The 26,988-nt window shown below is 43.6% G+C and carries 23 protein-coding genes and 1 pseudogene; 9 read left to right on the top strand and 15 right to left on the bottom strand.

All coding sequences use genetic code 11. The features are described from left to right. From F551_RS17455 to F551_RS0109105, 7 genes and pseudogenes are all read right to left on the bottom strand, one after another. A pseudogene (locus F551_RS17455) lies at positions 1-644 on the bottom strand (hypothetical protein); the annotation flags it as partial. Next, positions 641-1,972 (bottom strand): tRNA (N(6)-L-threonylcarbamoyladenosine(37)-C(2))-methylthiotransferase MtaB, encoded by a 1,332-nt coding sequence (gene mtaB / locus F551_RS0109130; RefSeq protein WP_018997198.1) that lies wholly within the window; start codon positions 1,970-1,972, stop codon positions 641-643. The pseudogene F551_RS17455 and the gene mtaB, both read right to left, overlap by 4 nt. A gap of 77 nt (positions 1,973-2,049) precedes the next feature. After that, on the bottom strand, positions 2,050-2,472 hold the full coding sequence (locus tag F551_RS0109125; RefSeq protein ID WP_018997197.1) for an SRPBCC family protein: 423 nt from the start codon (positions 2,470-2,472) through the stop codon (positions 2,050-2,052). Next, positions 2,465-2,794, bottom strand: a complete 330-nt coding sequence (locus F551_RS0109120) for an ArsR/SmtB family transcription factor (RefSeq protein ID WP_018997196.1) — start codon at positions 2,792-2,794, stop codon at positions 2,465-2,467. Before F551_RS0109120 ends, F551_RS0109125 begins: the two co-directional genes overlap by 8 nt. A 106-nt stretch (positions 2,795-2,900) precedes the next feature. Further along, positions 2,901-3,470: an EF-hand domain-containing protein gene (locus tag F551_RS0109115; RefSeq protein ID WP_018997195.1), complete on the bottom strand. Its 570-nt coding sequence runs from the start codon at positions 3,468-3,470 to the stop codon at positions 2,901-2,903. 89 nt (positions 3,471-3,559) lie between these two features. Next, positions 3,560-4,405, bottom strand: a complete 846-nt coding sequence (dapF, locus tag F551_RS0109110) for a diaminopimelate epimerase (protein ID WP_018997194.1) — start codon at positions 4,403-4,405, stop codon at positions 3,560-3,562. Between the two features lie 184 nt (positions 4,406-4,589). Continuing rightward, positions 4,590-4,934: an ArsR/SmtB family transcription factor gene (locus F551_RS0109105; RefSeq protein WP_018997193.1), complete on the bottom strand. Its 345-nt coding sequence runs from the start codon at positions 4,932-4,934 to the stop codon at positions 4,590-4,592. 122 nt (positions 4,935-5,056) lie between these two features. Between F551_RS0109105 and F551_RS0109100 the strand changes: the two genes are divergently transcribed. The 3 genes from F551_RS0109100 (at position 5,057) to F551_RS0109090 (ending at position 8,412) form a co-directional block, all read left to right on the top strand. After that, positions 5,057-7,231 carry a prolyl oligopeptidase family serine peptidase gene (locus F551_RS0109100; protein ID WP_051089161.1) on the top strand — a complete coding sequence of 725 codons (2,175 nt, stop codon included), beginning with the start codon at positions 5,057-5,059 and terminating at the stop codon, positions 7,229-7,231. Between the two features lie 108 nt (positions 7,232-7,339). Further along, positions 7,340-7,939 carry a redoxin domain-containing protein gene (locus F551_RS0109095; RefSeq protein WP_018997191.1) on the top strand — a complete coding sequence of 200 codons (600 nt, stop codon included), beginning with the start codon at positions 7,340-7,342 and terminating at the stop codon, positions 7,937-7,939. Between the two features lie 62 nt (positions 7,940-8,001). Further along, positions 8,002-8,412, top strand: coding sequence for a hypothetical protein (locus F551_RS0109090; protein WP_018997190.1), 411 nt, complete (start codon positions 8,002-8,004; stop codon positions 8,410-8,412). A gap of 59 nt (positions 8,413-8,471) precedes the next feature. Here F551_RS0109090 and F551_RS0109085 read toward each other — a convergent pair whose 3' ends face one another. From F551_RS0109085 to F551_RS0109075, 3 genes are all read right to left on the bottom strand, one after another. Then, positions 8,472-8,864, bottom strand: coding sequence for a c-type cytochrome (locus F551_RS0109085; RefSeq protein ID WP_018997189.1), 393 nt, complete (start codon positions 8,862-8,864; stop codon positions 8,472-8,474). Positions 8,865-9,000: 136 nt separating this feature from the next. After that, positions 9,001-11,457, bottom strand: coding sequence for an ATP-dependent helicase HrpB (hrpB, locus tag F551_RS0109080; RefSeq protein WP_018997188.1), 2,457 nt, complete (start codon positions 11,455-11,457; stop codon positions 9,001-9,003). 53 nt (positions 11,458-11,510) lie between these two features. Next, positions 11,511-12,218 (bottom strand): metallophosphoesterase, encoded by a 708-nt coding sequence (locus F551_RS0109075; protein WP_018997187.1) that lies wholly within the window; start codon positions 12,216-12,218, stop codon positions 11,511-11,513. 117 nt (positions 12,219-12,335) lie between these two features. Between F551_RS0109075 and F551_RS0109070 the strand changes: the two genes are divergently transcribed. Together F551_RS0109070 and F551_RS0109065 are read left to right on the top strand one after the other, a co-directional pair. Next, entirely contained in the window at positions 12,336-13,637 is a 1,302-nt protein-coding gene (locus F551_RS0109070; RefSeq protein WP_018997186.1) for a dicarboxylate/amino acid:cation symporter, read from the top strand. A 273-nt stretch (positions 13,638-13,910) separates the two neighbouring features. Beyond that, positions 13,911-14,429 carry a peroxiredoxin gene (locus F551_RS0109065; RefSeq protein ID WP_018997185.1) on the top strand — a complete coding sequence of 173 codons (519 nt, stop codon included), beginning with the start codon at positions 13,911-13,913 and terminating at the stop codon, positions 14,427-14,429. 133 nt (positions 14,430-14,562) lie between these two features. Here F551_RS0109065 and F551_RS0109060 read toward each other — a convergent pair whose 3' ends face one another. The 3 genes from F551_RS0109060 to F551_RS0109050 form a co-directional block, all read right to left on the bottom strand. Beyond that, on the bottom strand, positions 14,563-15,171 hold the full coding sequence (locus F551_RS0109060; protein ID WP_155825889.1) for a hypothetical protein: 609 nt from the start codon (positions 15,169-15,171) through the stop codon (positions 14,563-14,565). 228 nt (positions 15,172-15,399) lie between these two features. Continuing rightward, positions 15,400-16,614: a cytochrome P450 gene (locus F551_RS0109055; RefSeq protein WP_018997183.1), complete on the bottom strand. Its 1,215-nt coding sequence runs from the start codon at positions 16,612-16,614 to the stop codon at positions 15,400-15,402. 170 nt (positions 16,615-16,784) lie between these two features. Next, entirely contained in the window at positions 16,785-17,132 is a 348-nt protein-coding gene (locus F551_RS0109050) for a hypothetical protein (protein ID WP_155825887.1), read from the bottom strand. 239 nt (positions 17,133-17,371) lie between these two features. Between F551_RS0109050 and F551_RS0109045 the strand changes: the two genes are divergently transcribed. Beyond that, on the top strand, positions 17,372-18,289 hold the full coding sequence (locus tag F551_RS0109045) for a hypothetical protein (RefSeq protein WP_018997181.1): 918 nt from the start codon (positions 17,372-17,374) through the stop codon (positions 18,287-18,289). A 93-nt stretch (positions 18,290-18,382) separates the two neighbouring features. Continuing rightward, the gene (locus F551_RS0109040; protein ID WP_018997180.1) at positions 18,383-19,363 is read left to right on the top strand and encodes an alpha/beta hydrolase; all 981 of its coding nucleotides are present in this window, start codon (positions 18,383-18,385) and stop codon (positions 19,361-19,363) included. A gap of 50 nt (positions 19,364-19,413) precedes the next feature. On the opposite strand, the gene F551_RS0109035 is transcribed toward F551_RS0109040, so the two are convergent. After that, complete coding sequence (locus F551_RS0109035; protein WP_018997179.1) at positions 19,414-21,726, bottom strand: TonB-dependent receptor; 2,313 nt, start codon at positions 21,724-21,726, stop codon at positions 19,414-19,416. A gap of 156 nt (positions 21,727-21,882) precedes the next feature. Between F551_RS0109035 and F551_RS0109030 the strand changes: the two genes are divergently transcribed. Together F551_RS0109030 and F551_RS0109025 are read left to right on the top strand one after the other, a co-directional pair. After that, a complete protein-coding gene (locus tag F551_RS0109030) occupies positions 21,883-23,307 on the top strand; it encodes a protein adenylyltransferase SelO family protein (RefSeq protein WP_018997178.1) in 1,425 nt (474 codons plus the stop codon). A gap of 113 nt (positions 23,308-23,420) precedes the next feature. Continuing rightward, a complete protein-coding gene (locus F551_RS0109025) occupies positions 23,421-26,099 on the top strand; it encodes a PAS domain-containing protein (RefSeq protein ID WP_018997177.1) in 2,679 nt (892 codons plus the stop codon). Between the two features lie 34 nt (positions 26,100-26,133). Here F551_RS0109025 and F551_RS0109020 read toward each other — a convergent pair whose 3' ends face one another. Beyond that, positions 26,134-26,940 carry a ferredoxin--NADP reductase gene (locus F551_RS0109020; RefSeq protein ID WP_018997176.1) on the bottom strand — a complete coding sequence of 269 codons (807 nt, stop codon included), beginning with the start codon at positions 26,938-26,940 and terminating at the stop codon, positions 26,134-26,136. Positions 26,941-26,988 lie beyond the last annotated feature (48 nt).

Below are 26,988 nucleotides of genomic sequence, written 5' to 3'. Positions count from 1 at the left end.
TCAGGCTCAGGCTCAGGCTCAGGCTCAGGCTCAGGCTCAGGCTCAGGCTCAGGCTCAGGCTCAGGCTCAACGATAGTTGTTTCTATTTCTTCAACTTGAGAAGGAGCAGATGTTTCTTCCAACACTTCGATTTCTGAAGTCTCGACAGAAGTTTCAGTCTCAACTGTTGAAGTTGTTGTGAGCTCAGTTTCCGGTTGAGCATCTTCAACTGGTTCAGAAGAATCTCCCTCTGTAACAGTTTCGACAGGTGTAGCTTCTATTACTGCATCAGTCTGTGGTTGGGTTTTTTCGTCTTGTTGAGGCTTGTCTTCAATATCATCGCGAAAAGGCTCATCCGAGACAATTACGTCTTCATCATACGGGTCTTTAAAATAGTTTTCGACATCTGCTTTGATTTCAGCGTCGAGTGCTTCTTCCTCAGCTTGTTTTTTCTTGGACCCAAACAAGCCACTAAATAGGCCTTTTTTCTCAGCAGCTTTTTCTTCTGCGAGAACGTTCAATACATCCTCTGCCGTTTCAACTTTTGGAAGTTCTGAAGCTTCAGGCGTGGCTGGTTCGATGCCCGCGTCTTGCGGAGGGTTAGGCTCGATAGGTGTTTCGCCAGATTTGTCTTTTTTCTTTTTCTTGCCGAACCAAAGGATCATAGCAAACGTCCAATCAAGTCTTTTCCATCATGGCTGTGTAATTCAATTCGAACGACAGAGCCGGGTTTTGGGGCTTCGCCCTCTATTCGTATAGGTGCAAAGTCAGGTAAGCGTGCGCGGCCACCCATTTCAACTAAAGCGTCTTGGGATGTTCCGACATGGTGGTCAAGACGTAGCTGTAAGCGTTCCTTACCTTTTTGGCGTAAACGAGCCGCACGATCTTTGATGATATCGCCATTTAGCTGAGGTATTTTAGCTGCAGGTGTTCCGGGGCGCGCTGAATACGGGAAAACGTGCAAATAATCTAAGCCGCATTCATCTACACAGGCCATTGTGTTGGCAAACATTTCTTCAGTTTCTGTTGGAAACCCAGCGATTAGATCAGCGCCAAAAGACATTTCAGGACGCGCTGCACGAAGGCGTTGGCAGAGATTGATTGCATCTTCGCGTGAATGGCGACGTTTCATCCGTTTTAAGATCATATTATCACCAGCCTGAAACGATAAATGCAGGTGCGGCGCTATACGTTTCTCAGTGACTATTAGATCAAAGAGTTGTTCATCAATTTCGATGGCGTCAATTGAAGATAATCTCAGCTGGTTTAAGTCTGGTGCCAACTTTAAAATGCGAGCAACTAAGTTTCCTAAATTGGGAGTATTGGGCAGATCTGCACCCCAAGACGTGAGGTCCACCCCAGTAATCACGACTTCATGATGTCCCTTAGCCACGAGTTGTTTGACTTGATCTACAACTTCGCCGGCAGGTACTGAGCGTGAATTGCCGCGTCCGTATGGAATAATGCAGAATGTACAACGGTGATCACACCCAGTTTGAACTTGCACAAATGCTCTGGCGCGGCCCTCTAGTCCATCAACCATATGCCCTGCAGTTTCGGTTACAGACATGATGTCATTCACTAGAGCTTTGGGGGCATCATCATCCAGAAGTGTGGTTGGTTTGAAGGTTTCTTCCTTCATTTTTTCTGCATTCCCGATGACACGGGTCACTTCTGGCATTTGTGCGAACATATCAGGATCGACTTGCGCTGCGCATCCGGTGACGATCACAGGAGTATCTGGACGATCTTTCTTTGCGCGGCGAATAGTTTGGCGTGCTTGCCTCACAGCCTCATTTGTCACTGCGCATGTGTTGACGATGATAGCTTCTTCAAGGCCTGCCTTTTGGGCATGACCGCGCATGACCTCACTCTCATACGAGTTGAGGCGGCAACCAAGGGTCAAAATATCCACGCCTGAAGTATCTGAAACCTCTGTTTCAGGTGCACCAACATTGATATTTGTGTCGGAAGAAGAGTTCGTCTCTGTCATTGCCCCTTAAATGCGCTTTGTCCATGCATTTGGCAAGGGGAGAAGCCCTGTCTTTAGAATTTGACAGGGCTTAGCTTTTAACTTGTGACTGTTCTTAGGCGTTGGAAGTGTTCATCCCAGCCTTTATCGTGCCCTTGGGCCATAGCGAATGTCGCATCTTCGACGAGTTCGAAACCAGTATGATGAAGGGTAAGGAGTGTGCCTCCCTCAATTTCCATCAAAGTCCATGTGCAGATAGTTTCTTTTTCTTCCAGCATTGGGTGCGTAAATGTGTGTACGAGTTTATTAGGTTCATCTGCTACGAGAACTTTTCCCCAGATCATTGTTTGACCTTCTTTACCAAGGGAATTTGTCTCTATTTTGTAATCGCCATCTTGGATGAGGTCACATCCGCCTTTGTGAAACCATGTCGCGAGCAAGTCTGCTTGTGTCAGAAATTTCCACACATGAGACGGTGGGGCTTTTAAGATAATCGTTTTTGTGAGTGCGAGTTCAGTCATTGGATTGTTCCACTTGAGTTTTCAGTTGGGTAAGTTTGTCGTCCCAGAATTGGTCAAAGAAGTTGAGCCAATCTGATGCAGATTTTAGGGGGGTAGGATTGAGGCTATGAATACGTTCGCGGCCTGCTTCGGTGATTGAAATTAGATCCCCTTCCTTTAAAATTTTAAGGTGTTTAGCGACTGCAGGGCGCGTCATTTCAAATTCAGAGGCAATCTCGCCAATAGGTCTTTCGCCTTGAGAAAGCATAGACAAAATGGCCCGACGCGTTGGGTCGGCAAGAGCGCGAAATATGTGTTGGTGTGGGTCGTGATAATTCATCATATAAAACCTTTCGGTTTCATATATATAAAACCAAATGGTTTCATGTCAAGTGAAATAAAAAAGCGGATGATATATACATCCGCTTTCTTTAACTTGTCATAGAGGGTTAACGTGGTTGGCGGCCACCTCCACCACCATTGCCCCCGCCAGAGCGGCCTTTGCGTTCTTGGCCACCGCGATCTCTCATACTCGGCATCTTAACAAGCAGTTCAGTTCGGCTGATCAAGCCGTTTTTATCTTTGTCCAAAAGATCAAAATTACGGCGCAGGCACGTTTCAAATTCTAGCTTGGTAATATATCCGCTGAGGTCAGTGTCAAAACCAATGAAACTAGGCATTGCATCACTATGACCCAGGTTTTCAGTTGCCCATTTCTGATAGGCGAAGCTTCTTAAGCCGCTGTCATTTTTAAGATTGAGAGTATTCCATTGGGCATCTGTATATGTATTCAATTCTGAGATCGAAGTTTGGTTGTCACCACTTTTATCCATGCTAGCAAATAGCAATGCTAATGGCTGGGCAACATAACCCATACTGGATAATTGTCCTTGCCTAGGAGAATCTCTCTTCGGACCACCTCGTCCACGTTCATGGGGTTTTTTGGAAGCACAGCTTGCTGTTAGCAATAGACAAGTGGCGAGTCCCAACTTGAAAACAATGTTGAAGTTATTTTTCATCGATGTGAAATCTCTCTCTCATAAGAATTGACCCCGAAATTATCCCAAAGAATAAAACGGGTTGAGATCGAAAATCCGTCGAAGAATTGTTATTTAAAAACGGGACCTTTGGCGGGTGCCTTAATTTCTGCTTGGCGTTCCAATTCGATAGGGCCAGTCATAATGACATGGTCATCAGATTCGCGCCAATCAATGTGCAAATCGCCACCATCAACAAAGACTGTGCAAGAGCGGTTGAGAAGACCTTTGCGCACACCAGCTACGACTGCAGCACAAGCTCCCGTTCCGCAAGCTTTCGTGAGGCCTGCGTCTCTTTCCCAAACACGCAAACGAATGCAGTCTTTGCCAAGAACCTGAGCAAAACCTACATTGGCTTTTTCAGGAAACAGCATGTGTCCTTCGATGAGGGGACCAACACCTTCCACATCTACAGCTTCAATATCTTCAACAAAGAATACACAGTGAGGATTACCCATATTCACTGCGCCTGGCATTTGAAGGTAAGGGGCATCAATTGGGCCGATTTTTACATCGATGCCGCGCGTGTCCATGCGTTCTGCCAGTGGTATTTCTTCCCACTTGAGCAGCGGAGAGCCCATATCCACCGAAATCATTGTATCGCCATTTCCATGACGTTTCGCCAAAAGCAAGCCTGCTTCGGTTTCGATTTTGATGGCATCTCGATTGCGCTCTCGCATCATTATCCAACCCACGCAGCGAGAAACATTACCACAAGCAGCTACTTCGCTTCCCGTGTTATTCCAAATGCGCATGAATATGTCACCGCGTAGGGAGTTTTCTAGCGAGACGACTTGATCAGCATTAGCGGATTTTGCGATACGGCGAACGGCGTCTTCTGACAATTTCAAACGTTCACCACGCCCATCAAGGATCGCAAATGCGTTACCACATCCATTCATTTGATAATATTTCATCAGCTAGACTTTCAAACTTAATGGAGGCGATGCCTTTTTGCCCAATGACGTGTTAAACGAGAAAATAGGAATTTTTTATAGAAGGTCAAACTCTAATAAGCAGTTGATAGGTGTATTTCAGATGAATACAGGTGGATTATCCGATCAATAATACAATCAGATCCTGTTTATAAATTGCTTGAATTTAGCAGTTTGTCATTTCTGATTTTTGAGAGGTTGTGTTGGCTGCTCCGCCACACAATTCCGGACGCCCACCGCAACAATCTGAGATCAAGTGATCAAGAAGTTCGCTGACATTGTCTGGATTAATAGCATAAACAATCCGCGTACCTTCTCGTATTTTAGTCAGCAGACCACAGCGTTCTAATTGAGCAAGGTGTGGAGATAGAGTGGATGGTGAGACATCAAGTTCTTTTGAAATATCTCCAGCACATACTCCATCTGTTCCTTCGCTTGCGAGAAGGCGGAAAGCTTTATAACGCACTTCGTGGGCAAGTGCAGCAAAACGGGAAATAGCAATATCAGACATAATACCTATATCGGTAGCGGTATTTTGAAATTTAACCAAGAAGTTTTGAAAATTAGTACCAGGGGCAAGTTGAAACACAAAACGAACTGGCTAAGGTCTTTTTAATCATGAAAGGGCAAGTCATGCATAAAATTCTACTGAGCACGGCCATATTATTGGCAGCAGCGTGCTCCGCACAGGACAAAACGACAGATATGAACGACAATAAGAGCGTTGAGAAAGCGGATTTAGCTTTTGATTCTTCAAAGCATGTTTTTTTGGAAGAAGTTGAAAGCGAAGAATCTCTAAATTGGGTGAAGGCGGAAAATGAGAGATCGTTGGATCGCCTTAAGTCTGATGCTCGGTTTACAAAACTGGAAAGTGACGCGCTTACAATAGTGAATGCCAAAGAACGTATTCCATATGGGAGTGTGCGCGATGGCTTCGTTTATAATTTCTGGCAAGACGAAGCGAATGTACGTGGTTTATGGCGCAGAGCCAGCTTGGAAAGCTATAGAACAGACGCTCCTAGCTGGGAAACTGTATTGGATTTTGATGCGTTAGCCAAAGACGAAGACAAAAATTGGGTTTTCAAAGGATCAAATTGTTTTCAGGCGTCGGAAGGCTCTAAATGGCGCTGTATGGTTTCTCTGTCTGACGGCGGAAAAGATGCTGTGATCCAAAGAGAGTTTGATTTAGAATCAAAATCTTTCGTTGATGGCGGGTTTGAAACTCCCGAAGCAAAGCAGGGTATTGCTTGGGCTGGAAATGATGCTCTATTGGTCGCTACCGATTGGGGTAAGATCGGCGGTAAAGAATCTACAGTAACTGAATCTGGTTATCCCTATATTCTGAAGCGTTGGAATAGAGATACACCGCTTGAGCAGGCTGAAGTCCTTTTTGAGAGTTCGCCAAAAGTTATGGGTGTCTGGCCGATGACCTTCGAGCTTGAAGATGGCACCGTTATTCAATCCGCTATGGAAGCTGAGACTTTCTTCACCTACAATTATTGGTATTTCCCAGCAGATGGCTCTGAAGCTGTTAAGTGGCCTATTCCTAAAAAATCTTCACCGCAGGGCGTATTTGAAGGTCAATTCTTGTTGACGCTTGAAGAAGATTGGAAGCCGTCAAAGGCGCAATCGTTTAAGCAAGGAGATCTAGTCGCGTTTGATGTTCAAGAATTTCTAGAAACTAAGAAAAGACCTGAAGTTTCACTTGTGTTCAGACCAACAGAAAAACAAGCTATCGAAGGCGTATCATTGTCGAAGAATGTCCTCCTTCTTTCATATAATGACAATGTGGCTCAGAAAGTGAGCATTGGACGATATGCTGAAGGCGAATGGTCTTTTGCGGATACTCAGCTACCAGAAAATGGAACTGCTGGAGTCGCTTTTGCGTCAAAGTCAGAAGAAACTGTATTCCTTAACTATGAGGGATTTTTGACACCAGATTCTATGTATGAGTTGAGTGTTGAAACGGGTGCAGTTGAAACTTTGAAAAGCTTACCTGCTGGCTTTGATGCAAGCCCATATGTTGTGGAACAGTTTGAATCAACGTCAAAAGACGGCACTAAAGTTCCATATTATGTTGTACGTGCCAAAGACACTGAAATGAATGGAAAAACACCAACATTGCTATATGCTTATGGTGGCTTTCAGATTTCATTAAACCCTAGTTACTCTGCATTTACAGGGAAGCTTTGGTTGGATAATGGCGGGGCTTATGTGCTCGCAAATATTCGCGGAGGCGGTGAATTTGGTCCTGCATGGCACCAAGCTGGATTGAAGACTAAGCGTCAGGTTATTTATGATGATTTTGTCTCAGTAGCAGAAGATATTATTGCAAAAGGCCTGACCTCATCTGATAAGCTTGGGATTATGGGCGGCTCAAACGGTGGTCTGCTAATGGGGGTCATGTATACGCAGAGGCCAGACTTATGGTCAGCTGTCGTATGTCAGGTGCCTCTATTGGATATGTTGAGATATCATACATTGCTAGCTGGAGCGTCTTGGATGGACGAGTATGGTGATCCAGATGTTGCTGAAGAGCGTGAATGGCTGGAAAAATTATCTCCATATCACAACGTAAATCCAGATGTTGAATATCCTGAAATCTTTTTTGTGACCTCAACAAAAGATGACCGAGTGCATCCTGCGCATGCGCGAAAAATGGCGCATCGATTAAAGGATTTGGATAAGCCGTTTTTGTATTATGAAAACATTGATGGTGGGCATTCTGCAGCAGCAAACCTGAAGGAAGCTGCTAATCGCAGGGCACTAGAAATGACATATCTGATGCAAAAATTGATGAATGACTAATGTAACATCCTTACTACACGAAAATGTGATTTGATCTATTGCAATTCACTCTCAAAGATAACCGGATGACCATTAGGTTTTCCGGTTATTTTTTTAGGGAAGAATATAATGCGTGCTTTTTTAACTGCTGCAGCTTCAGCGATTGTCTTGTCATTGCCAGCAATGGCTGCGCCAACCATAGGTCAGACTGCACCTGATTTTACGGCTAAAACAACGTCAGGTGAAAGTGTAACTTTATCTGAAATAGAAGGAACTGTTGTTCTTGAGTGGACCAATCATGGATGTCCATTCGTGAAAAAGCACTACAAATCGGGCAACATGCAAGATTTGCAAAAATCATCCGCTGAAAAAGGTGTGACCTGGGTGTCCATCATTTCTTCTGCTGATGGCAAACAAGGATATGTAGATGCAGAGAAGGCTGACGCTTTAACTGAATCTCGTGGCGCGCACCCTACACATGTTGTGCTAGACCCATCAGGAGAAATTGGGCGCTTGTACAAAGCTAAAACTACACCGCATATGTTTGTAATTGATAATAAAAATCTTGTTTATGCTGGTGCGATAGATTCTATCCCTTCGGGCAGCCAGTCTGATATTGAAAAGGCTGAAAACTATGTCCAATCTGCGCTTGCGGATATTGAGGCGGGCAATGAAGTGAGAACACCAGTGACCCAGCCATATGGGTGTGGTGTAAAATACGGTTCTTGATTTCTAAAGGAAAGTGATTTATTGTTTTTCGATAAATTACTTTCTGCTGAAGGAATATTATCGTGAAAGCCGAGCTGATCCGCGTTGCAAATGGCGCTATTGATATAAAAATCAATTCTGAAAACGTTATGCATGTGCTTCAATGGCGTCGCCGATTTTTATTTGATGAAGTTTTGTTGGACGGCAAACGTCAAACAATCTCATACGGTTTGGCATGGGGGCGCGAAACTATATTTGGTCTGGTTTTCGGCCGTGATGAAGAGGGTGAGAATGGCAGCAAGATTATCCTGACAATCGATCCTCGTCATGATTGGAATTCTTTGGATATTGATGAATATAATCGTCCGCGTGGAGTGCGGTTGGAAGATGCCGCCAATACTCTTCTTGTTTATGGCTCATTGGATCCCAAAGAGTTGGAAAAACCTACGACCTTCATGGAAGCCCTAAAAAAATCGATGGGCATGCAGTGGTAATAAAAAAAGGAAGCTCAATAGAGCTTCCTTGATTTTGTTCGCGAAATTTGGCTTGAAATCTATTTGTCGCTCTCAGCCTTGATGTAAGCAATCACGTCTGCTTGCTCTTTCTCTTTTCTTAAACCGACAAAAGACATTTTGTTGCCTTTCATGGCTTTTCTTGGATTTGCAAGATAGTTTGCAAGAGTTGCCTCGTCCCAAATCATCCCAGACTCACCAGCCGCTTTCATTACCTTAGAATACTTGAAGCCCTCTACAGAGCCTACCGGGCCTCCAACTACTCCGTTGAGAGCGGGGCCTACTTTGTTTTTACCGACAACTGCGTGGCAAGCCATGCATTTCTTGAAAACTTTAGCACCGGCTACTGGGTCACCTTCAGCCAGTGCGGGGCTGACAAAAAGACCTGTCGTCAAAAAGGCAACTACGGCTAATTTCTGAGTTTTCAAAAGCATCACAATTGTACTCCATATAAATACTGACGACATTAATAAAATAAATTTCCAAAAATTGAAATAGCAAAAGATATACCATTTACAGTTCTGGTCCATTAGTCGCACGTGTCGCATGGGTTAAGGGCTGAATTTTGACTTATCTGCGACTATTCTTTGTGCCGCGCTGCGGTTTTGCATTCGCCGGATCCTCTGGCCAATCATGTTTGGGATAACGTCCCCTCATGTCCTTTCGCATGTCTTGATATCCACCGGTCCAAAAAGACACAATATCTTTGGTCATGGCGATGGGGCGTTGCGCCGGAGAAAGTAACTCTAGTGTCAATGGGACTTTCCCATTGGCGATCGAAGGGTGTATCGAGAGGCCAAAAAACTCTTGAGCTTTTACGCTAACAATTGGCCCTTTTTCTTCGTCATAAATGATAGGAACTGGTCGTCCGGTTGGCGTAGTCCACTGTCTAGGAGCGTGCAGATCCAGATCTCTAATTTGTTGCCAATCTAACAGACTTTTTATAGCTTGTTCTAGATGTTGGGCGGACAAGTTTGAAAAATTCGTTTGGTTTTTCAAAAGTGGTTTCAGCCATTGATCCGTACACTGAATAATAATTTTATCAATATTTTCAAAAAGTTCTATTATATTGTTTTCGCATAGAAATTTTATCCGACTACTGATGTTCTGTATACTGATAAAATTATCCAAAAGTTCAAGCCCGTATTTTTCTACCGCATACAGTAACGCTTTTTCTGCAATTTTGCCTTTGGGTTTTTGCAATGGTTTATCATTCAACACAATCGCACCAAGGCGTGTAACTTCTCGGGCTGTTATGCGTTTTAGTTTATCGTCATAGTTGGCCGTTTCTATCGTTTCTAATTGTCCGATTTCTTTTGCCTCGATTTCGGATAGGGGGGCGGCAAGAGTGGCTCTAAGTATAGGTCCACCACCGGTAAGATCTGCAATTGCCAACCAAGGTTCCATAGCAAGAGGATCATGACTGTCGACGAGCACAGCGCGTCCATTGGACATCAGAAACTCGCCGGGTTTTCCCACACGTGCTTTGGCGATCCTATCAGGAAATCCTGTGGCGATGATCCTGCCAGCATCCTCTCGGTTATGTTGAAAAGATCCATTACCACCAGCTTTCGCCCATCGTTTTGACAAATCCATCATAGACTTCGAGCGTTTACTTTTGTCTGTTTGAAAACGAGCTAATCTCTCACGTGCGTCAATGCTTCTGCCGCCTAGGCCTCGTTCACTCATCAAGGCGGCAATTTGAGCAGCTAGAGGTGCAGCATCCGTTTCACCAGCTTTTAATACCATCGCCGCTAGGCGTGGAGGGAGGGGAAGCTTAGATAACTTGTGTCCAAACGCAGTCAATTTTCCATTGATGTCTAGCGCGTCAATTTCTTTCAGCTGATCAGTACTAGCAGTCCAAACACCTTTAGGTGGGATATCTAACCATCGCATCTGGTCGGGGTCTGTGGTGCCCCATATTGCTAAGTCAATAGCTAGACCAGTAAGGTCTGTGTTGGATATTTCTGGAGATGGAAATTTTGGTAGTCCGTTAGTTTCAGCTTCATTCCACAGGCGGTAACAGACTCCTGTTTCAGTTCTTCCAGCACGACCGCGCCTTTGATCCGCATTGGCCAATGACGCGCGAATTGTCTCCAACCTTGAAGCGCCCAATGCGGCATCATATTTGGGAGCGCGGGCTAATCCTGCGTCGACAACAATTCTTACACCATCAATGGTTAGAGAGCTTTCTGCGATATCTGTGGCCAATACGACCTTACGCTGTCCCTTGGTTGCAGGCCGTATGGCTGCGTCTTGTTCGCTGGATGATAACCCTCCGTAGAGGGGAGTGATGATGGTGTTCTCTGGTAGTGAGGTAAGCCTATCTGCGGTACGTTTAATCTCTGCTGCGCCAGGCAGGAAAGCGAGGATTGAGCCTGTTTCTTCCTTGAGTGCTTTTCGTATCGCGCGTGCAGTTTGATCTTCTATGCGATCAGAAGTGTTGCGATCTAAATAGATAGTTTCAACTGGGTGGGCGCGCCCATCAGATTGGACAACAGGCGCATTTAGGAAGGTTTGAAGCCCCTGTGTATCTAGCGTGGCCGACATTGGACATATTCTCAAATCTTCTCTCAAAGCTTCTTGAGCTTCAATTGCGAGAGTAAGCCCTAGGTCGGCATCTAGTGAACGTTCATGAAATTCATCAAACAAAATAGCGCTAATTCCAGAAAGTTCTGGGTCATCTAATATCATACGTGTGAACACGCCTTCAGTGATGACTTCTATTCGCGTTTTATCAGATGTACGTACATCGAGGCGTGCTCTCAACCCGACTGTTTCACCGACTTTTTCGCCTAGTGTTTGCGCCATGCGATTTGCGGCTGCGCGCGCTGCGATCCTTCGCGGCTCTAAAACGAGAATTTTTCCTGTCTTTGCCCATTCTTCGTTGAGCAATGTGAGTGGAACGCGCGTTGTTTTCCCTGCACCAGGAGGCGCAGCCAATATTAGACGATTATTCGAACGAAGTGCGGTGCAGATTTCGTCAAGAACATCGTCAATTGGAAGTGAAAGAGCGGAATTCATCATATCGAAGCGATAAAAAGAATATGTATCTTTCGCAAGCCTCGTATCAAAAGAGATTAGGCAGGTATTTGCCCAATTGTTTCACTCGGCAGGTCGATATAGCTGAGAGGCCCACCTTTTCCACAGCCAGTATCCAAGAATATTGCTCGTCTCCCGTTGTCGGTTTGGTGAATAAAGGGTTTCTCGGCTCGTATATCGTGACCCACAATCGCCGTGATGCCTTCAGGGAGTTTCTCAACCCAATCATAATGACGAACAGGCCGACCATCCTCATCTCGCTCATTTCGTACTTCGCCAAAAAGAGCCATGTTTTCAATACGCCGGCGTAATCTGCTTAAGCTGATAGGTTCTTCAGGTTGTTCAAAATGGTATGGACTGACTGCTCCATGTGCGAATACGAAATTTCCCATTCGCACTATGTGAGGCGTATCAGAATAGACTTTAATAAATCTTTCTTTGAGTTCTTCGCCATCAGGAGCGTTTGAAAGACTTTTAACTGTTTGGGACAAATCCTTGTTCATTCGGATGTTGTTCCCTTTTAACATCCGATAGAGTTTATCATCATGATTGGAACGCACGAGATACGCGCGGCCAGCCTCAATCCAGTCTAATGCTAGACGAAGTGCGCCAGCGCTGTCAGGTCCACGGTCGACGAGATCCCCCAAAAGCATGATGTGGTCTGCATTTCCTGCAGCGGCTTCCAGACTTTCTGGGTGGCCATGTACATCACCAATGGCCCGAATATTACTTAACTTAGAAATCATGCTGACATTTTGATGCTGTAACGGGAAATTTAGCAAGAGGCATAATCTACTCCTTGACCGCATTTGTTGTGCACATAGTGTCTAAAATAGATTTTTTTGAGGTGGAGAACCGTTAAAATGGGTGGCTGGTTTAAAATAACGCTTTGGAAGCGTGTTATGTTGGGGCTTACTTTAGGTATTATTGTAGGGCTTGGATTACATTATGGAATTGGTGAACAGGGAGCAAAATTAGCCACTGACTGGGTAAAGCCGTTTGGGACGGCATTTATCAATTTAATTAAGATGCTTGTAGTGCCTTTGATATTCACGACGTTGGTATCTGGGGTGACGGCGATGGGCGACCCTGCCAAGCTAGGTTCATTGGGTGGACGTGCGATAGGCTTATACATGGTCACTACGCTTTTTGCGGTGACTATTGGGCTAGGAATTGGAACAATTGTTCAGCCTGGAGCTGGATTTGATGTTTCCTCAGTTAGTGCTGAGGCAATTTCCGATCAACAAAACAAAATCGATGCCGCGGGAGAAGCCACAAAAGGGCTAGGCGAGCGCCTCATTGAAATAATTCCAACGAACCCAGTTGCTTCATTTGCAGAAGGTAATGTGCTTCAGATCATATTCTTTGCGATCATGTTTGGTGTTGGTTGTTTGATGGCAAAGGAAGCCGGACGCCCTGTGGCTCAAGCTGTTGAGAGTGCAGCTGAAGTGATGATGAAAATCACTCACATCGTTATGGAAACAGCTCCTTTTGGTGTATTTGCCCTGATGACATGGGTGATGGCGAGCCAAGGATTAGAAGTGCTTACGGTGCTGGGTAAAATGGTTTTTGCTCTATACCTTGCGTGTATTCTACATATGGCGATTACTCATGGAGGCATTATCAAAGGCGTATTGGGGCTTCCTCTAATTCGATTTTTCCGCGGTATTACAGATGCGCAGGCGGTGGCTTATTCAACATCATCATCTAGCGCGACTTTGCCTGTGACAATTACTTGCGCTGAAGACAATTTGGGAATTGGTAAGCCAGTTGCGTCATCCGTTTTGCCATTAGGCGCGACTATCAACATGGATGGAACAGCGCTTTATCAGGGATTGATAGCTTTGTTTGCGGCGCAAGCATTTGGGATTGAGTTGACGTTGGCCCATTATGGAATGGTGGCGCTGACGGCAACGTTGGTTTCAATTGGTACCGCAGGCATTCCATCTGTGAGCCTGTTTTTGGCGACGACAACACTTGCAGTGATTGGATGTAATGCAGAGCAGATTGTCATCATCCTGGCTGTTTTATTCCCATTTGACCGTTTGCTCGACATGATGCGGACGGTAACGAACATTACCGGCGACGCAGCAGTTTCTACTGCCGTAGCGAAATGGGAAGGTGAACTAGACGAAGAGACATTCAGAAAAGTTTCGACGGTCTAATTTTGTTTTTAAATGCCAAATTCAATCACGGCTCTATCAATATGGTAGAGCCGTTTTTGTATTGTGAAATTACAAAATTAGACGGGTGCTGTTAATGATACAAAATTATTAAATTCACAGTGTTGTGAAGTTGTGTGTTTCTCCACTATATATTGAGCACGAAATTTATCTGGGCTTAGGGTTGTATTTAGTTAGAATAATTCTAAATAAGCACAGGTACTGAATTTGCTCGCCTTCAATTTTGATGCGAGCTAGCAAAATGGAGATTTGCTCATGTTAGGACGTCAGGTTCCTGAAGTTACATTTCACACACGTGTTCGCGATGAAAGCATTGGTGGTGACAACCCATTCCGCTGGCAAGACGTAACAACTGACGACTATTTTAAAGGTAAGAAAGTTGTTCTGTTTTCACTTCCAGGTGCGTTCACACCAACATGTTCAACATACCAGCTTCCAGACTTTGAAAAGCTTTTCCCAGAATTCCAAGCAAAAGGCGTTGATGCGATTTACTGTATGTCAGTGAACGACACATTCGTGATGAACGCTTGGGCAAAAGGTCAAAACCTTGAAAACGTCGGTGTCATTCCAGATGGTGCTGGTGAGTTCACTCGCAAAATGGGTATGCTCGTTGACAAAAGTAACATTGGTTTTGGTTACCGTTCTTGGCGCTATGCTGCTCTTGTAGAAGACGGTAAAGTAACGAAATGGTTCGAAGAGCCAGGTTATGCTGACAATCACGGTGAAGACCCATATGGTGAGTCAAAGCCACAGAATGTTCTTGCAAACATTTAAGTTGAATTAGACTTTTTAGTTTCATTCACTAAAAAAGAAGGCGACCGAGCATTGCTCTGTCGCCTTTTTAGTATGGGTTCTGTGGGTGATGAAATTATCAGAACCCAGATGGATTTGATGTCTATTGAAGAAACTAAGCTGCTTTCTTGAATTCCGTTGATTGGGGTGTTGGAGTGCTGATTGGCTCAATAGATGACGAGGTTTGATTGTCTTGTTTCATATTCGCATTTTCAGCAGAAAATTGGCTCAACAGACTTTTTAAGCTTTTGAAGTTCTCTATGTAATGCAGTTGCATTGTGAAGCGAGTTTCTAAATCACGTAATGTGAAGCTCACAGTGTGTTTTGATCGCTTGAGCTGCATCGATTTGATCGAAGGGTTATACCAACTCGCCATTTCATCCGTAGACCCGTTGACGCTTATAAGTCTCTTGGTTGTCAGGGCATAGGCCATGTTGAACTTGTCTTTACGAGAATTCCACGCAAACACAGCCCCAATGAGGCGGACTATCGCGACGGCTCCCAGCAAAATGAAAACCGCTTTCATTTGGGGTGGTTTCATGAACGCATTTGTTAATGCGAGGGCTCCAGCGGTCAGAAAGAACGCGACGTTTTTCCAATAAAAAGTGTGAACTTTTTGGCTGACTATATTGCGGTCTGGAAAGCCGGTCCAAACAACAGTTTCATCATCATTCACTGATGATTCAATCTTTTCGATTGCGGCATACATTGCCTTCTTACACATTACTCTACTCACTCTACAAATTGGTCATACTGTTAACCAAGTATTAAAGTAGGAAACGCGCAAATTTGAATTTGGTCAAGCGTTGAAACAAGAATGAGTAGAATAGAGCTGACAAAAGTGAAGAGTGTTAACAGAAAAGACTAGTCTAGGTGACCCTATTTACTTTTTGTTAAGGGGTTTTGTTGGTTAAATTATTTGAAATTTATTCCAATATTCGATGTTTCACACTTAAAATTGCACGAGCATTTTGGATGGCCGTCTGGTTCCAAACCTAATTGTCCAATCGATTGGATCTTTCCCACTTGTGTTGTTCGCTAATTGAAGGTTTGGCCACGTGCTGAATAGTCTCTGAAGGGCGACTTCGGCAATAATGTGAGCCAATTGTGCGCCACTACAGAAGTGTGCGCCTGCTCCAAAGCTCATCTGCCTGATCGGTGTACGTGAAATATTGAAGTCCATAGGGGATTCGTTGGTATTTGGATCCATATTCGAGGCTGCAAGGAAACCGAACGCTAAATCACCTTTTTTGAAAGAATGGCCATGGAATTCAAAGTTGCTCAATGCGTATCTTGCACTCGTGGTTTGCGTTGGCGCAGCATATCTTAATACCTCTTCGACGGCGGAAGAGGCTTTTGTCCAGTCTTGCTGTAGTTGTTCAAGTTGTTGGGGGTGATCAATAAGGGTTAGGCAACCAAGGCTGATGAGATCTGATGTGGAAGCGAGGCTTGCCATGAGAGTAAAAAAAGCAAGATGAGCATTATCTATTGGGGAAGAGGCGTCTATTGCGATGAGTTTGGCGGCGAGAGATTCTGTCGGTGTCTCAACACTTCCACTCATGATTTGCGTCAAAAGCTCCAATAGATTTTTGTAAGCTGATCGTTGTTTATGAGCGCTCAATAAGCCTTGGGGGTAGGTTATTTGAAGCACCCATTTTAGGACTTCTTCAGCGTTTGTTTTTGGAAATCCAATCAGCTCTATCATAACCAAGATGGGGAGCAGTTGCGAAAATTGAGTGACTATATCGCGCGTATTTTTATTGCGCTTGTCTATCGCAACACTGTTTTCAAGCAATTGATCTGCAATTTTAGCGACGTTGGGCCTTATGGATTTAATGCCGCTCTGTTTGAGTGCCAAATCCAGCTTGTTTTTCAGCTCTCTATGATCTTTTCCGTTTTGAAACAGAACATTGCCAGACTGAGTGGGTAGGTTTGGCAGGTAACCCGCATTTGAAGAAATATTTGGTTTGCCAACCTCATCAGGATTAGTCGTGAAACGGTGTGGGCTTTTGAGAAAATCAATTAAAGCATCACTACCTGTAATGAGTGTTGCTCGTCCTATTTTGGGCAGTTTAACTTGCTGCAACGATCCAGCCGTTGCACTTTGGGCAAGTAGTGGATGAGGGTGACGCAAAAAGTCTTTATTGCTGTAGTCAATTTCAGACATTTATTGTCCCAATTGCAGGTTTATTCCTGATACTTCTATATTATTAAATGAGGCGGATAGGGAATAGAAAATTCCACTATGAAAATGATTTTGTAGAAAGTGTACGCTAAACAAGCAAAAACGCGCATTACGAATAACACGCGTTTCTTCTAAATCTCTTGAGAACAGTATTAGCTAGCCATCGCCGCGTCTATTTCGGCTTGATAATCCCCCATAAGGCGATTCAATAGAAATTTGTATGTGACCAGATTCTTGCGCATTTCCGTGCGTTCATCTTTGGTCATTTGAGTTGATGAGTCGTCTACGCTCAGATTTGACCAAATCTTGTCGGCTAGACCAGCTAAAGGTGCTAGATCTGTCCACGCTGCGTGAGCGTGAATGTTTGTGAAAAGTTCACTGGCTTCGGCATAATTTATACTGTCATTTCCGTGCAATCTTCTCATAAGTGATACGATTTCACCTTCTACTTCCAATAAAGAAGAAATCTCTTCATCACGATTTTCATTTTCTGTCGGCATAGGCTGTTCCGGTTTATTCATCCATTGAAATTCGTCTAATTGGGGAATATAGATCGAAAAGGTTAAAAAATAAGTTCTTCTTGTTATTAAACTCAATTTATCATTGAAAATAAGAGCTTAGAATGAATGCAGTAGACCGAAATTAGAGTAATTTCGCTTAGGTTAGTTTGGTAACCTTTTTGAAATTCCATTGCATTAAGCAGTTGTTACTAGGTTTTACGAATTTTAAGGTATCGATCATGGGTTTTGATGCGACAGGTGGAAAACCATATAAGGCTAATCAAGATGGACCATTATGGTATGGGATCATCGGTTTGATAGTTGTTTTTTGTTTTGTCGCCGTAATCTTTGGACCCAAATTATTTGGCAAAAAGACACCCTTGTCTGAGATGACGATAGAGGAACTCATTTCGGGTAAAGAAATACCCGAAGCAGCTGGCTTGCTGAATGTCTACGGTTTTCAGGATGATTTGACGAAATCAGTGCTCGTCAAGATGCAGTATGTGGATGCTGATGCGCACGCGGTTTTGCTCACTAACATGGCTAGCAATGCGCAATCAGGGATGTCCAAAAGTGACTTGTCCATGATGATTATAGAAGCAGCAAAGCCGCTTATTTTGAAACACAACAGCACTTTGTTTACGTCCGATGTACAATATTTTGATCAGATTATTAATCTGCTTTCGGAACTCTCGCTTGAACAGCAAGCTGTAGGAGAGAGCGCATGTGATCTAGCAAGCTTGTATCGGGTCTCTAAGAACGAAGATTTGGTCCCGAAATACATGCATTACAATAGTAAGCATTATCAATTCAGTATGCGGGCTATCCTTGTATTGCTTGGGGCAGTGGAAGGCGGAATGACAGCCCCCCAAAGCTATGGTGAATTGACCGCTGAAGACTCGCAAGCATTATCTCCTCTTATTGTACAAAAAGCAGCGACTCCTGAAGTATTGCAATTTTTGGAATATTTAACATCACCCAGAGATGAAATGCCGCTTTCTGAAGAAAATCCGACCGATACAGTTTATAGTGAAGCGCAATTTGATGGCATTGATGGTTGTGCGCAAATTGATATGTTGATTGCAAATCTGCAGGCGCTTCCCACAGACGTTCGTTCTCGTTTCTGGGCATCTGGATTGATAGATACAACACTGTAGCAAAACGCTTCCCCCACGATTGCGACTGGGCTTAATCCTGCCTTGTTTTTTGAATACTTAAAGTAAAATTTTTGAACGTTGGCGATGTTATAGATGGTTTCCAAGAACAATGACTTTGGCTTGAATTCATTTTTGTCTTCGTGGCAAAATATGGTTCAAAATCTTGGCGTGAAGCCGAATGTGCAATCCTTTGTGGGTAGCGATCAGTTTGCTAAAATTCGTTCTGGCTTTTTTGAAGCCATGCAAAAGATTGAACCCGATCTTCCCCAAATGCAGGAAGTTCGTGATTTTCAAATTGAAAACGATGGTATTGTAAATCTAGCCCGGGCCTACACGCCTCATAGTGCGCATCACCCTGTTGGGCCGGCAATAGTTTTTTATCATGGCGGTGGATTTGTAATGGGGGATTGCGATTCTTACGATTCAATTTGCCGCCGTTTGGCAGATGCGTCTGGGTGCCGTGTATTGTCCGTTGAATACAGACTAGCTCCAGAACATAAATTCCCCTCTCAAATTGATGATTCAATATTTGCATTCAATTGGGCGCATGAAAATGCCGAGAAATGGGGAGCGGATAAATCAAAAATAGCCGTTGGAGGGGATAGTGCTGGCGGCAATTTGGCAATCAATATTACGCGTGCAGCATTAGCTGGTGAATGTCCGGAACCAGTTTTTCAGCTCTTGATTTATCCACTGACTCAATTTGTAGATTTGAAAGAAAAAGGTGTTTCTTTTCAGGAAGGAAGTTTCTTCTCTCCAAGTATATTTGATTTTTGTCGGTCTGCATATTTAGAAGAGGGACAATCTTCTAGAGATTTACGAGTTTCACCCCTCTTCCATGATAAATTTCAAGGACTGCCTCCTGCACATGTGGTGACTGCGGGATGGGACCCACTGAGAGATGAAGGCAAAGCTTACTTTGATAAATTGTGTGCAGCAGGTGTAAGGGCGACCCATCAAGATTATCCGTCACACCCTCACGGCTTTTATAATAGTACAGGTGTTTCCAAGTCTGCACGCGAGGCAATTGCGGTGGCCGGGCAAATATTATCTCAGGCACTAGCGAGCAAATAAAAAAGGCAGTTCATTTCTGAACTGCCTTCTTCTTTTTTGGTTCTGAAGACCTAGCCTTTAAATGATAATTCAATACCAATCAAACGACCTTTGTTGAGCGGTGAGAATGTTGGAGGGCCTAAAGATTGTTGTCCTAATATTTCTGCAGCAAATGGTGTTTGAGTATCACCACCAGCTGTTACTTCATCGAACATGTTTTTACCGTACAATGAAACTGAAAGACCATCTTTTGGTGTATTCCAAGCAACGTTGAAGTTAAGAATGTCTGCTGCGTTGAAGAAACCAGCATTATTGTCTGTATACGGGTTCTTATCACGGTGTTGGAAGTTCACAGTTGATACAAGAGAACCTGCATTTCCTAGAGATTGATCCCAAACCGCTCCGATACCGTAAGTGTACTTAGCAGTACGCGGAAGTTCCAAATCATAATCGCTATCTTGAACGGTTGCAGTTGTTAATTCAGTAACCGACACTGCAGAGATCGGGAAACGGATGTCAGTGTATTCGGCATCTATATACCCCAGATTTGCAGTAATGAGGAAATTATCTGAAAGAACAAAACGGCCTTCCAACTCTAGTCCTTTCATCTCTGCATCAGCGGTGTTGTAAATAAACTGGGAGACACCTGTTGGGCTAGAAACGTTGATTTCTCTCTGCATGTCCTTTGCTTTGGTAAGGAATACAGCTGAGTTCAATAGAACTGAGCCACCATCAGATTCAAATTTGTATCCCACTTCGAAGGCGTCAATCGATTCTTTATCGAAGTATTTGTTTCCATTGTTAATTTGGGCATCCAAAGCAGCGCTGACTGTTGGGTTGGTTAAACGGAAGTTGTAACCACCTGAACGAAAGCCTTTGTTGTAGGAAGCATAAAGCAATCCGGAGTCATTAACTTCATATTCCATTGCAATTTTAGGCGTTAGAACATTCCATTCTTTTTTGTCACTGAAGTCAGTTGGACATGTGCCTTCGATAACAGAACAGTTTGGAATGCCACGTAAGAGAGCTGGTATGATGTATGTCACGTCAACATCTTTTTCTTCAATCGTGTAACGAAGACCACCCTGCATAGAAAATTTGTCTGTGAATTGATATTCTAGTTGAGTGAACAAACCAGTTGTTTGATGGTCTTGAATACCACCACCAGGGAATGGAGTTCTGCCGCCTAAAGCAGCAACGGGAATCCAACGTGTTTCAGCTAGCTCAATTGTTTGATCCATATAGAATAGACCAGATGTTACGGTCATGTCACCAAAGGAACCATTATAGCGAAGTTCATTTGTGAATTGTTTTTGATCCAGTACTGATGGACCATCAAAGATTGCAACAGGCAGAGAGTCGATGTCTGAGTCCGTATCTGCTTCATATTGTCTATAACCGGTGATGTTTGTGATAGTTCCATCACCAAAATCTACATCCCAGTCCATGCGAAGGGAACCAAATGTTGATTTCACATCATAAAAACCAGTGTTATCGATCGCAAAATCAAAGCTGTTACGGTCATACAAAGCGCGGTTTTGAGAGGCTGGGCCATCACCATCGAAATTTGAATGCTCAATCTTAGCTAACATAGTGAAATTGTCAGTTGGTAAGAATTCTAGAGCACCACGTATGATGGTTGCTTCTGCTTCACCATGATTTTGGTTGTTAGCTAGGTTTTTGAAATAACCTTCATCTTTATTGAAGTATGCAGCGAGTTTTCCGTTTAACTTGTCTGGAACAATCGGTCCTGACACAGTTCCTTGGACATAGGAGTTAAAACCGCCTCGTCCATCATCAATTGGTGATTCAGTTGATAGTTTAACACTATATTGAAAATCGCTAGTTGGGTTGCCTGTGTTTACAGCCACAACACCACCAACCGTGTTACGTCCCTGCAAAATCCCTTGTGGTCCACGTAGAATTTCGATGCTGTCGAGGTCAAACATATCCAAAACAACACCGGCTGCCACACCAAGAGGTATACCGTCCACAACAACACCAACTGTCGGGTCGATTGTTACGATAGAGGAGTTTGTACCAAACCCGCGCATAGCGAAGTTAGCAGCGCCTTTTACAGTACCGATGTCAGCAAGGACAACGTTTGGTGCATTATAGGATACATCTTCGAGATTTCTGACTTTTAGCGTATCTAGAGTCTCAGCATTGAAAGCTGTGACTGCCGTTGCGATATCTTGAACATTTTCAGGGTCTTTTTGCTTGGTGGCTGTGACGGTTACAGTATCAAGCATACGTTGAACGGCTGTTTTGCGTTCATTTTCTTCTGGAGCTGTTTCTTCTTGGGCTATCGCGATTTGCGAGCCCATTGTAAGAATTGTTGCAATGCATCCAGCTCCGCGAAGAGCGGCTTTAAACTTAGACATGAATTTCCTCCCAATAGGAACACGTACTTTTTTTATCGTGCTTTTTATTTTCCAAACCTTATGGTTCAGATTGGGAAATGCGCGTCAGCCAAAATTCAGGGCTAGAGTTGCAAATCAAGGATCCAATTCTTCGCCAAATGGTACGGATGTAAAAAAATGTCACACAACTTTTCAAAAGACACAAGCTACAAAGCTGTCGAAACCATAAATGAAGTCAAAGAATGGATCTCAACTACAACTACATGTGCTGAATTCAAGGGTGCGACGTTACGTCATTACAATGTGGAGTTGTTAAAAAAGATTGGATTTTCTGACTTTTCAGAGAAAGAGTTGCAAAAATACTTCGCTGAATTTGAACCTTTACCCGAAAATTTGTCTGAACCACTCGCTTTGGCTTACCATGGTCACCAGTTTGGTCACTACAATCCTGATATTGGTGACGGACGTGGATTTTTGTACGCACAATACCTTACAGACGACGGCAAATTGCTCGATTTGGGAACAAAAGGGTCAGGACAAACCGCCTATTCTCGAACTGGGGATGGTAGACTGACATTGAAAGGCGGCGTCCGAGAAGTGCTGGCGACAGAGATGTTGGAGGCGCATGGGGTAAACACTTCAAAAAGTCTGACTCTGTTTGAGACCCACGAACAATTGCATCGGGGTGATGAGCCAAGTCCTGCGCGATCTGCTGTATTGGTACGCATGTCTCACAGTCATATCCGATTTGGTACGTTTCAACGCCTAGCGTATCTTGAAGACAAAGTGGGATTGGAACAACTCATTGAATATTGCGTACGCCATTACCATCATGAAACGCAGAGAGAGTCGTTTGAAGAAACAGTATTAGCATTTTTTAGAAAGGTGATTTCTGTTACGGCAGACATGATTGCTTCTTGGATGGCGTGTGGGTTTGTGCACGGTGTTATGAATACAGATAATATGGTGATCACAGGCGAAAGTTTTGATTATGGTCCGTATCGTTTTTTACCAGAATCCGATCCAAACTTTGTAGCGGCCTATTTTGATGAGGGCGGGCGCTATCGATTTGGGCGCCAACCAGAGGCAGGTCTTTGGAACCTCACTCAATTTGCTGGCTGCTTGTTGCCTTTTACGGATGTTAGCTCTCTGGAAAGTGCGTTGGAAGAGTATGTCGATGTTTATCGTCAGGCTTTAGAACGTCATGCTTTCCGGCGTTTAGGAATTGCTCAGACGGAAACAGAAGCAGATGGTAAATTCATTCAAGATTTTTTGGGATGGATGACGCAAAGCAAAGCTGACTTTGAGCAAGTGTTTTTTGATTGGTATGGCGGAGCGGAAAGTCAAAACAGAGCAAAAAACAGCCCCCAAAGCGAATTATATGAAACATCCGATTTTGATCTGATTAGAACTCGTTTGTTTGGGTATGCATCTACAAATTCAGATGCGCTGAATACTGCCTATTTTCAAGCAAAATCTCCGATCACGCTTTTGATAGACGATGTTGAAAAGATTTGGAGCAGCATCGATAAAGATGATGATTGGTCAGTTTTTCAGCAACACATTGAATGGATAAGAGAATACTCAAGAGCAACCAATTGAAGAATATTCTAGTTTTATGAATACCTAAAGGAGTTTTGTTAACCGTTTTTTCGTTACCAAAAAGATATACATAAGATTGCTAGAGATTTCTGATTATTGGTGGCGTTAAAAATATGGTGGACGGGCCTTTAAAAAAGGTCGATTTAGAAGCGGAAGCTCTAGAGTTTTTCTTTAACTCTGTGGACGAGCATTTTGTTGTTCTAAACAAAGACGGATCTGTACGACGTGCAAATGGTGCATTTCGTAAATTCGTTGCACCTGCTGCTGGGGCCGACAATGTTATGTTGTCTACCTATTTGGTTGAAGACTGCCGCGCGCGGTTTTTAAGTACGTTGGAAAAGCTAAAACCTCGCGAAACTATCGAAAAACTTACGCTAACGATGCGAATTGGTTGGGACATTCGTATGGTGCAGGCTTCGGTTAGTCGGTCCTCTACTGATTGCTATTATTACAGTGCCGTTGATATTACGCATGAAGCAAGATTAGAGCAGAATAGAAAAGAAACCGAAGAAGCCTTAGCACAATTAGAGCTTCTTGTAGGTATCGGACGTTGGACGACATCAAAAAATAAGCCCTCATTCTGGTCACCCGGCATGTTTCGTATGTTGGGAATGGATGAAAATTCAAAGCCATTAACGCAGTCTGAGCTGGCGAAAATAATGTCTGCGGAAGACATGAAAAAAATGTCTAATGCGTTTGTCGAGGGTGAGATTGGAAGTTCAACACAGACAGTAACGTGTGCGGTCAATTGTCCTGATGGCCAAACAAGGTTGATAGAGTTTGCAGGGACGCCTTGTTTTAACGCTGATGGCAGCCTAGATGGCGTGAGCGGTGTCGCCCTAAATAAAACCAATAATGTGCAGGAACTTCGATCTTCTATTCAGACCACGACATCTGTGAATGCATTTTTGAAGCATGCACCAGTAGGCGTTGCTATTGTTGATCTGGATGGAAAAGTTTCACTCGTGAATGAGCGCTTGATAGATATGTTGGGCCGCACTGATGCGCACCTATTGGGCAGCACAGTTGAACAATTATGGACCAAAACGCCAGAACAAATTCGAAACAGTGTTTCTTTGGCGCTAAAGGGCAATACGACGGATTTAAAACATCAACACATTTCTCGTTCGAACTCAGATCAATGGATTGATTGGATGTGTGCTCCTTGGGAGGGTGAGGACGATAAGATTTGTGGTGCCATCTGTATTGTAAAAGACGTCACACAGATGGTCCAAGAGAAACAGCGTACTGAAGCTTCACTAGCTCGAATGGAGTATGGGCTTTCTTTATCTTCTATGATGGTGTGGGAAATAGATCTTTTGTCAAAGAAAGTAAAAATTGAGGGCGATTGGAAGCCATTCTTCAATCAAAAGCCAAGTTTGTCTGAATTATCCAATAATCTCTTCCAATTAATCCATCCAGAAGACAAACCACGTGTGTCAAAATCCTGGAAAAATCACATATGTGCAGGTGCCCCTGTTCATATGTCTTATAGAAAAAACAATGCTGCAGGACGCGAGATTTGGGTCTCTGTTGCCTCTCGTCAAGAGGCAGATGAAAATGGTAAACCAGTACGTATGATTGGTTCTATGAGAGACATCACTGTATCTCAAAAGACTGAATATCTCACTGAAGCACTAGAACAACGAGTCGAAACAAAATTCCAACGTAAATCTTCTCTTATCGGGGATGTAGGCAATTCGGTTTCTAATCAAATATCAAGCATGCTTGAATTGTCTCAAGCACTTCAAAAAACTGGTTTAGAACCCGAACAAAATAATATTTTGCGATTGATGGATACTTCTGCAGAAATCGCCCGCGGAGCACTGCAGGATGTCGACAAATATGTAGGCATTCATACTTCAGCTTTCACGAATAAAACGACTTCTTTTAACATTAAAGAGCTGGTTGAGCAGTGCATTGAAGAAGAATGTAGTTCGGCGATTCAATCACGGATCACCCCTATCTGGCGAGATGGTGCGGACGATATCTATCAGGGAAATAGAGAAAAGATATCTGAATCTCTCGCTTTGTTTGCTTCAGAGGTACAAAAAACTCTGAGTGAAGAAGATGAGATTATTATTGAGGTGGAAGTTGATAATTCTGGTGAAGGGTTATGTCTTCTGACATTTGACGTGAAATTTGCAAACCCTAAGCTTCCTTATTCAGATTCCATTTTGATTGAATTAGATAACGCTGAAGAAGAAGGATTGTCTTTAGCAATCATTCATGACTTCGCGAAAAAACTTAAAGGAACAGTATTCTACGAGAAAAGTGGGGAAGGTGTCTCTCGTATTTTGACTGAATTCCCAGTTATGCAAAAATTTGAAAGGGAAGCTTCCAAAGAAACCAAGGGAACGGTTTCTAGTCAAAATGGCTTATCTGTTTTGGTTGCTGAAGATAATCCACTAAATCGGCGAGTCTTGGAATTACTCGCGGAACAAATGCAATTGAATATGTCTTTCGTTGAAAATGGCGAGGAGGCGGTTGAGGCGGTCAAAACTCAAACTTTTGATGCCGTCATCATGGATACTCAAATGCCTATATTAAGTGGTATGGCTGCGATCCGTGCAATTCGGGGGTGGGAGAAAACTGAATCTGTTTCTCCTGTGCCAATTATTGCTGCTATTCCCCATATGAGTTTTGCTAAAGTCCGGGAGGCAATGGCGGTCGGGGCTAATGACTGCATTGCCAAACCAATCTCTCAAGAAGATCTCCAAACACATTTAAGCGATCTAACGATTGGCGGAGACTGGCAATTATCGGCTAAGCAACTCGCAGCAAATGAATAAGAGCATTCAATAGGGTAATTGAATGCTCTTTGTATTATCCAGCAAATGCTTTCTCGATAACAAAATGAGATGGCGTAGCATTAGAACCTTCTTCTAAACCAGCTTCTATACATAATTGTTTGGTATCATTGATCATTTCCATCGAACCACAAATCATGACGCGATCTGTTTCGGCGTTGAGCGGCGGAACATCCAGATCAGTGAACAATTTTCCAGAACTAATTAAATCAGTGATACGGCCTTTGGTTGGATATTCTTCTCTTGTGACTGAGGCGTAGTGCACCAATTTACCCTGAGCGACTTCGCCAAGGAATTCATGATTGAGAGTCTCGTCTACAATTTTTTTGCTGTACTCAAGTTCTGCTACATCGCGACATGTGTGCGTAACGATGACTTGGTCAAATTTCTCATAAGTTTCTGGATCGCGAACAACGCTTGCAAATGGAGCAAAGCCGGTTCCGGTCGAGAAACAATATAGACGCTTACCCGGTACGAGTGCATCATGAACGAGTGTGCCTGTGGGTTTGCGCCCAAGAAGAACCTTATCGCCGGGAACAATTTTTTGAAGGCGAGATGTCAGGGGGCCATCAGGAACTTTAATGGAATAAAATTCTAATTCCTCATCCCAGCTCGGTGATGCAATCGAATAGGCACGCAATAGCGGTTTACCATTGTCTTTGTATAAACCAATCATCACGAATTCACCGGAGCGGAAACGGAATGATGCCGGACGAGTTAGTTTAAAAGAAAACAAACGATCAGTGTAGTGCTTTACGTCCAATACAGTTTCTTCTGTTGGCCCAGTCGCTGATTTAGCTGGTTTGGTTGCAGGTGCATCCATGATCTTTTTCGTCCTTAAACCTGATTGCCTGTCGAGTTTTACAAAATT

This window comes from Hirschia maritima DSM 19733, from assembly GCF_000378345.1.
GTDB lineage: Bacteria > Pseudomonadota > Alphaproteobacteria > Caulobacterales > Hyphomonadaceae > Hirschia > Hirschia maritima.
Note: the sequence above shows the minus strand (reverse complement) of the source record. Positions and strands in the feature narration are given on the sequence as shown.

Bases quoted from the DNA above. Each gene is read 5' to 3' on its own strand.
- F551_RS0109035 (WP_018997179.1), bottom strand. From the start codon at position 21,726: ATGTCTAAGTTTAAAGCCGCTCTTCGCGGAGCTGGATGCATTGCAACA.
- F551_RS0109100 (WP_051089161.1), top strand. From the start codon at position 5,057: ATGCATAAAATTCTACTGAGCACGGCCATATTATTGGCAGCAGCGTGC.
- F551_RS0109050 (WP_155825887.1), bottom strand. From the start codon at position 17,132: ATGCCGACAGAAAATGAAAATCGTGATGAAGAGATTTCTTCTTTATTG.
- F551_RS0109085 (WP_018997189.1), bottom strand. From the start codon at position 8,864: ATGCTTTTGAAAACTCAGAAATTAGCCGTAGTTGCCTTTTTGACGACA.
- F551_RS0109105 (WP_018997193.1), bottom strand. From the start codon at position 4,934: ATGTCTGATATTGCTATTTCCCGTTTTGCTGCACTTGCCCACGAAGTG.
- F551_RS0109075 (WP_018997187.1), bottom strand. From the start codon at position 12,218: ATGATTTCTAAGTTAAGTAATATTCGGGCCATTGGTGATGTACATGGC.
- F551_RS0109040 (WP_018997180.1), top strand. From the start codon at position 18,383: ATGGTTTCCAAGAACAATGACTTTGGCTTGAATTCATTTTTGTCTTCG.
- dapF (WP_018997194.1), bottom strand. From the start codon at position 4,405: ATGAAATATTATCAAATGAATGGATGTGGTAACGCATTTGCGATCCTT.
- F551_RS0109125 (WP_018997197.1), bottom strand. From the start codon at position 2,472: ATGACTGAACTCGCACTCACAAAAACGATTATCTTAAAAGCCCCACCG.
- F551_RS0109065 (WP_018997185.1), top strand. From the start codon at position 13,911: ATGTTAGGACGTCAGGTTCCTGAAGTTACATTTCACACACGTGTTCGC.
- F551_RS0109120 (WP_018997196.1), bottom strand. From the start codon at position 2,794: ATGATGAATTATCACGACCCACACCAACACATATTTCGCGCTCTTGCC.
- F551_RS0109045 (WP_018997181.1), top strand. From the start codon at position 17,372: ATGGGTTTTGATGCGACAGGTGGAAAACCATATAAGGCTAATCAAGAT.
- F551_RS0109070 (WP_018997186.1), top strand. From the start codon at position 12,336: ATGGGTGGCTGGTTTAAAATAACGCTTTGGAAGCGTGTTATGTTGGGG.
- F551_RS0109020 (WP_018997176.1), bottom strand. From the start codon at position 26,940: ATGGATGCACCTGCAACCAAACCAGCTAAATCAGCGACTGGGCCAACA.
- hrpB (WP_018997188.1), bottom strand. From the start codon at position 11,457: ATGATGAATTCCGCTCTTTCACTTCCAATTGACGATGTTCTTGACGAA.
- F551_RS0109115 (WP_018997195.1), bottom strand. From the start codon at position 3,470: ATGAAAAATAACTTCAACATTGTTTTCAAGTTGGGACTCGCCACTTGT.
- F551_RS0109060 (WP_155825889.1), bottom strand. From the start codon at position 15,171: ATGTGTAAGAAGGCAATGTATGCCGCAATCGAAAAGATTGAATCATCA.
- F551_RS0109055 (WP_018997183.1), bottom strand. From the start codon at position 16,614: ATGTCTGAAATTGACTACAGCAATAAAGACTTTTTGCGTCACCCTCAT.
- F551_RS0109030 (WP_018997178.1), top strand. From the start codon at position 21,883: ATGTCACACAACTTTTCAAAAGACACAAGCTACAAAGCTGTCGAAACC.
- F551_RS0109095 (WP_018997191.1), top strand. From the start codon at position 7,340: ATGCGTGCTTTTTTAACTGCTGCAGCTTCAGCGATTGTCTTGTCATTG.
- F551_RS0109025 (WP_018997177.1), top strand. From the start codon at position 23,421: ATGGTGGACGGGCCTTTAAAAAAGGTCGATTTAGAAGCGGAAGCTCTA.
- mtaB (WP_018997198.1), bottom strand. From the start codon at position 1,972: ATGACAGAGACGAACTCTTCTTCCGACACAAATATCAATGTTGGTGCA.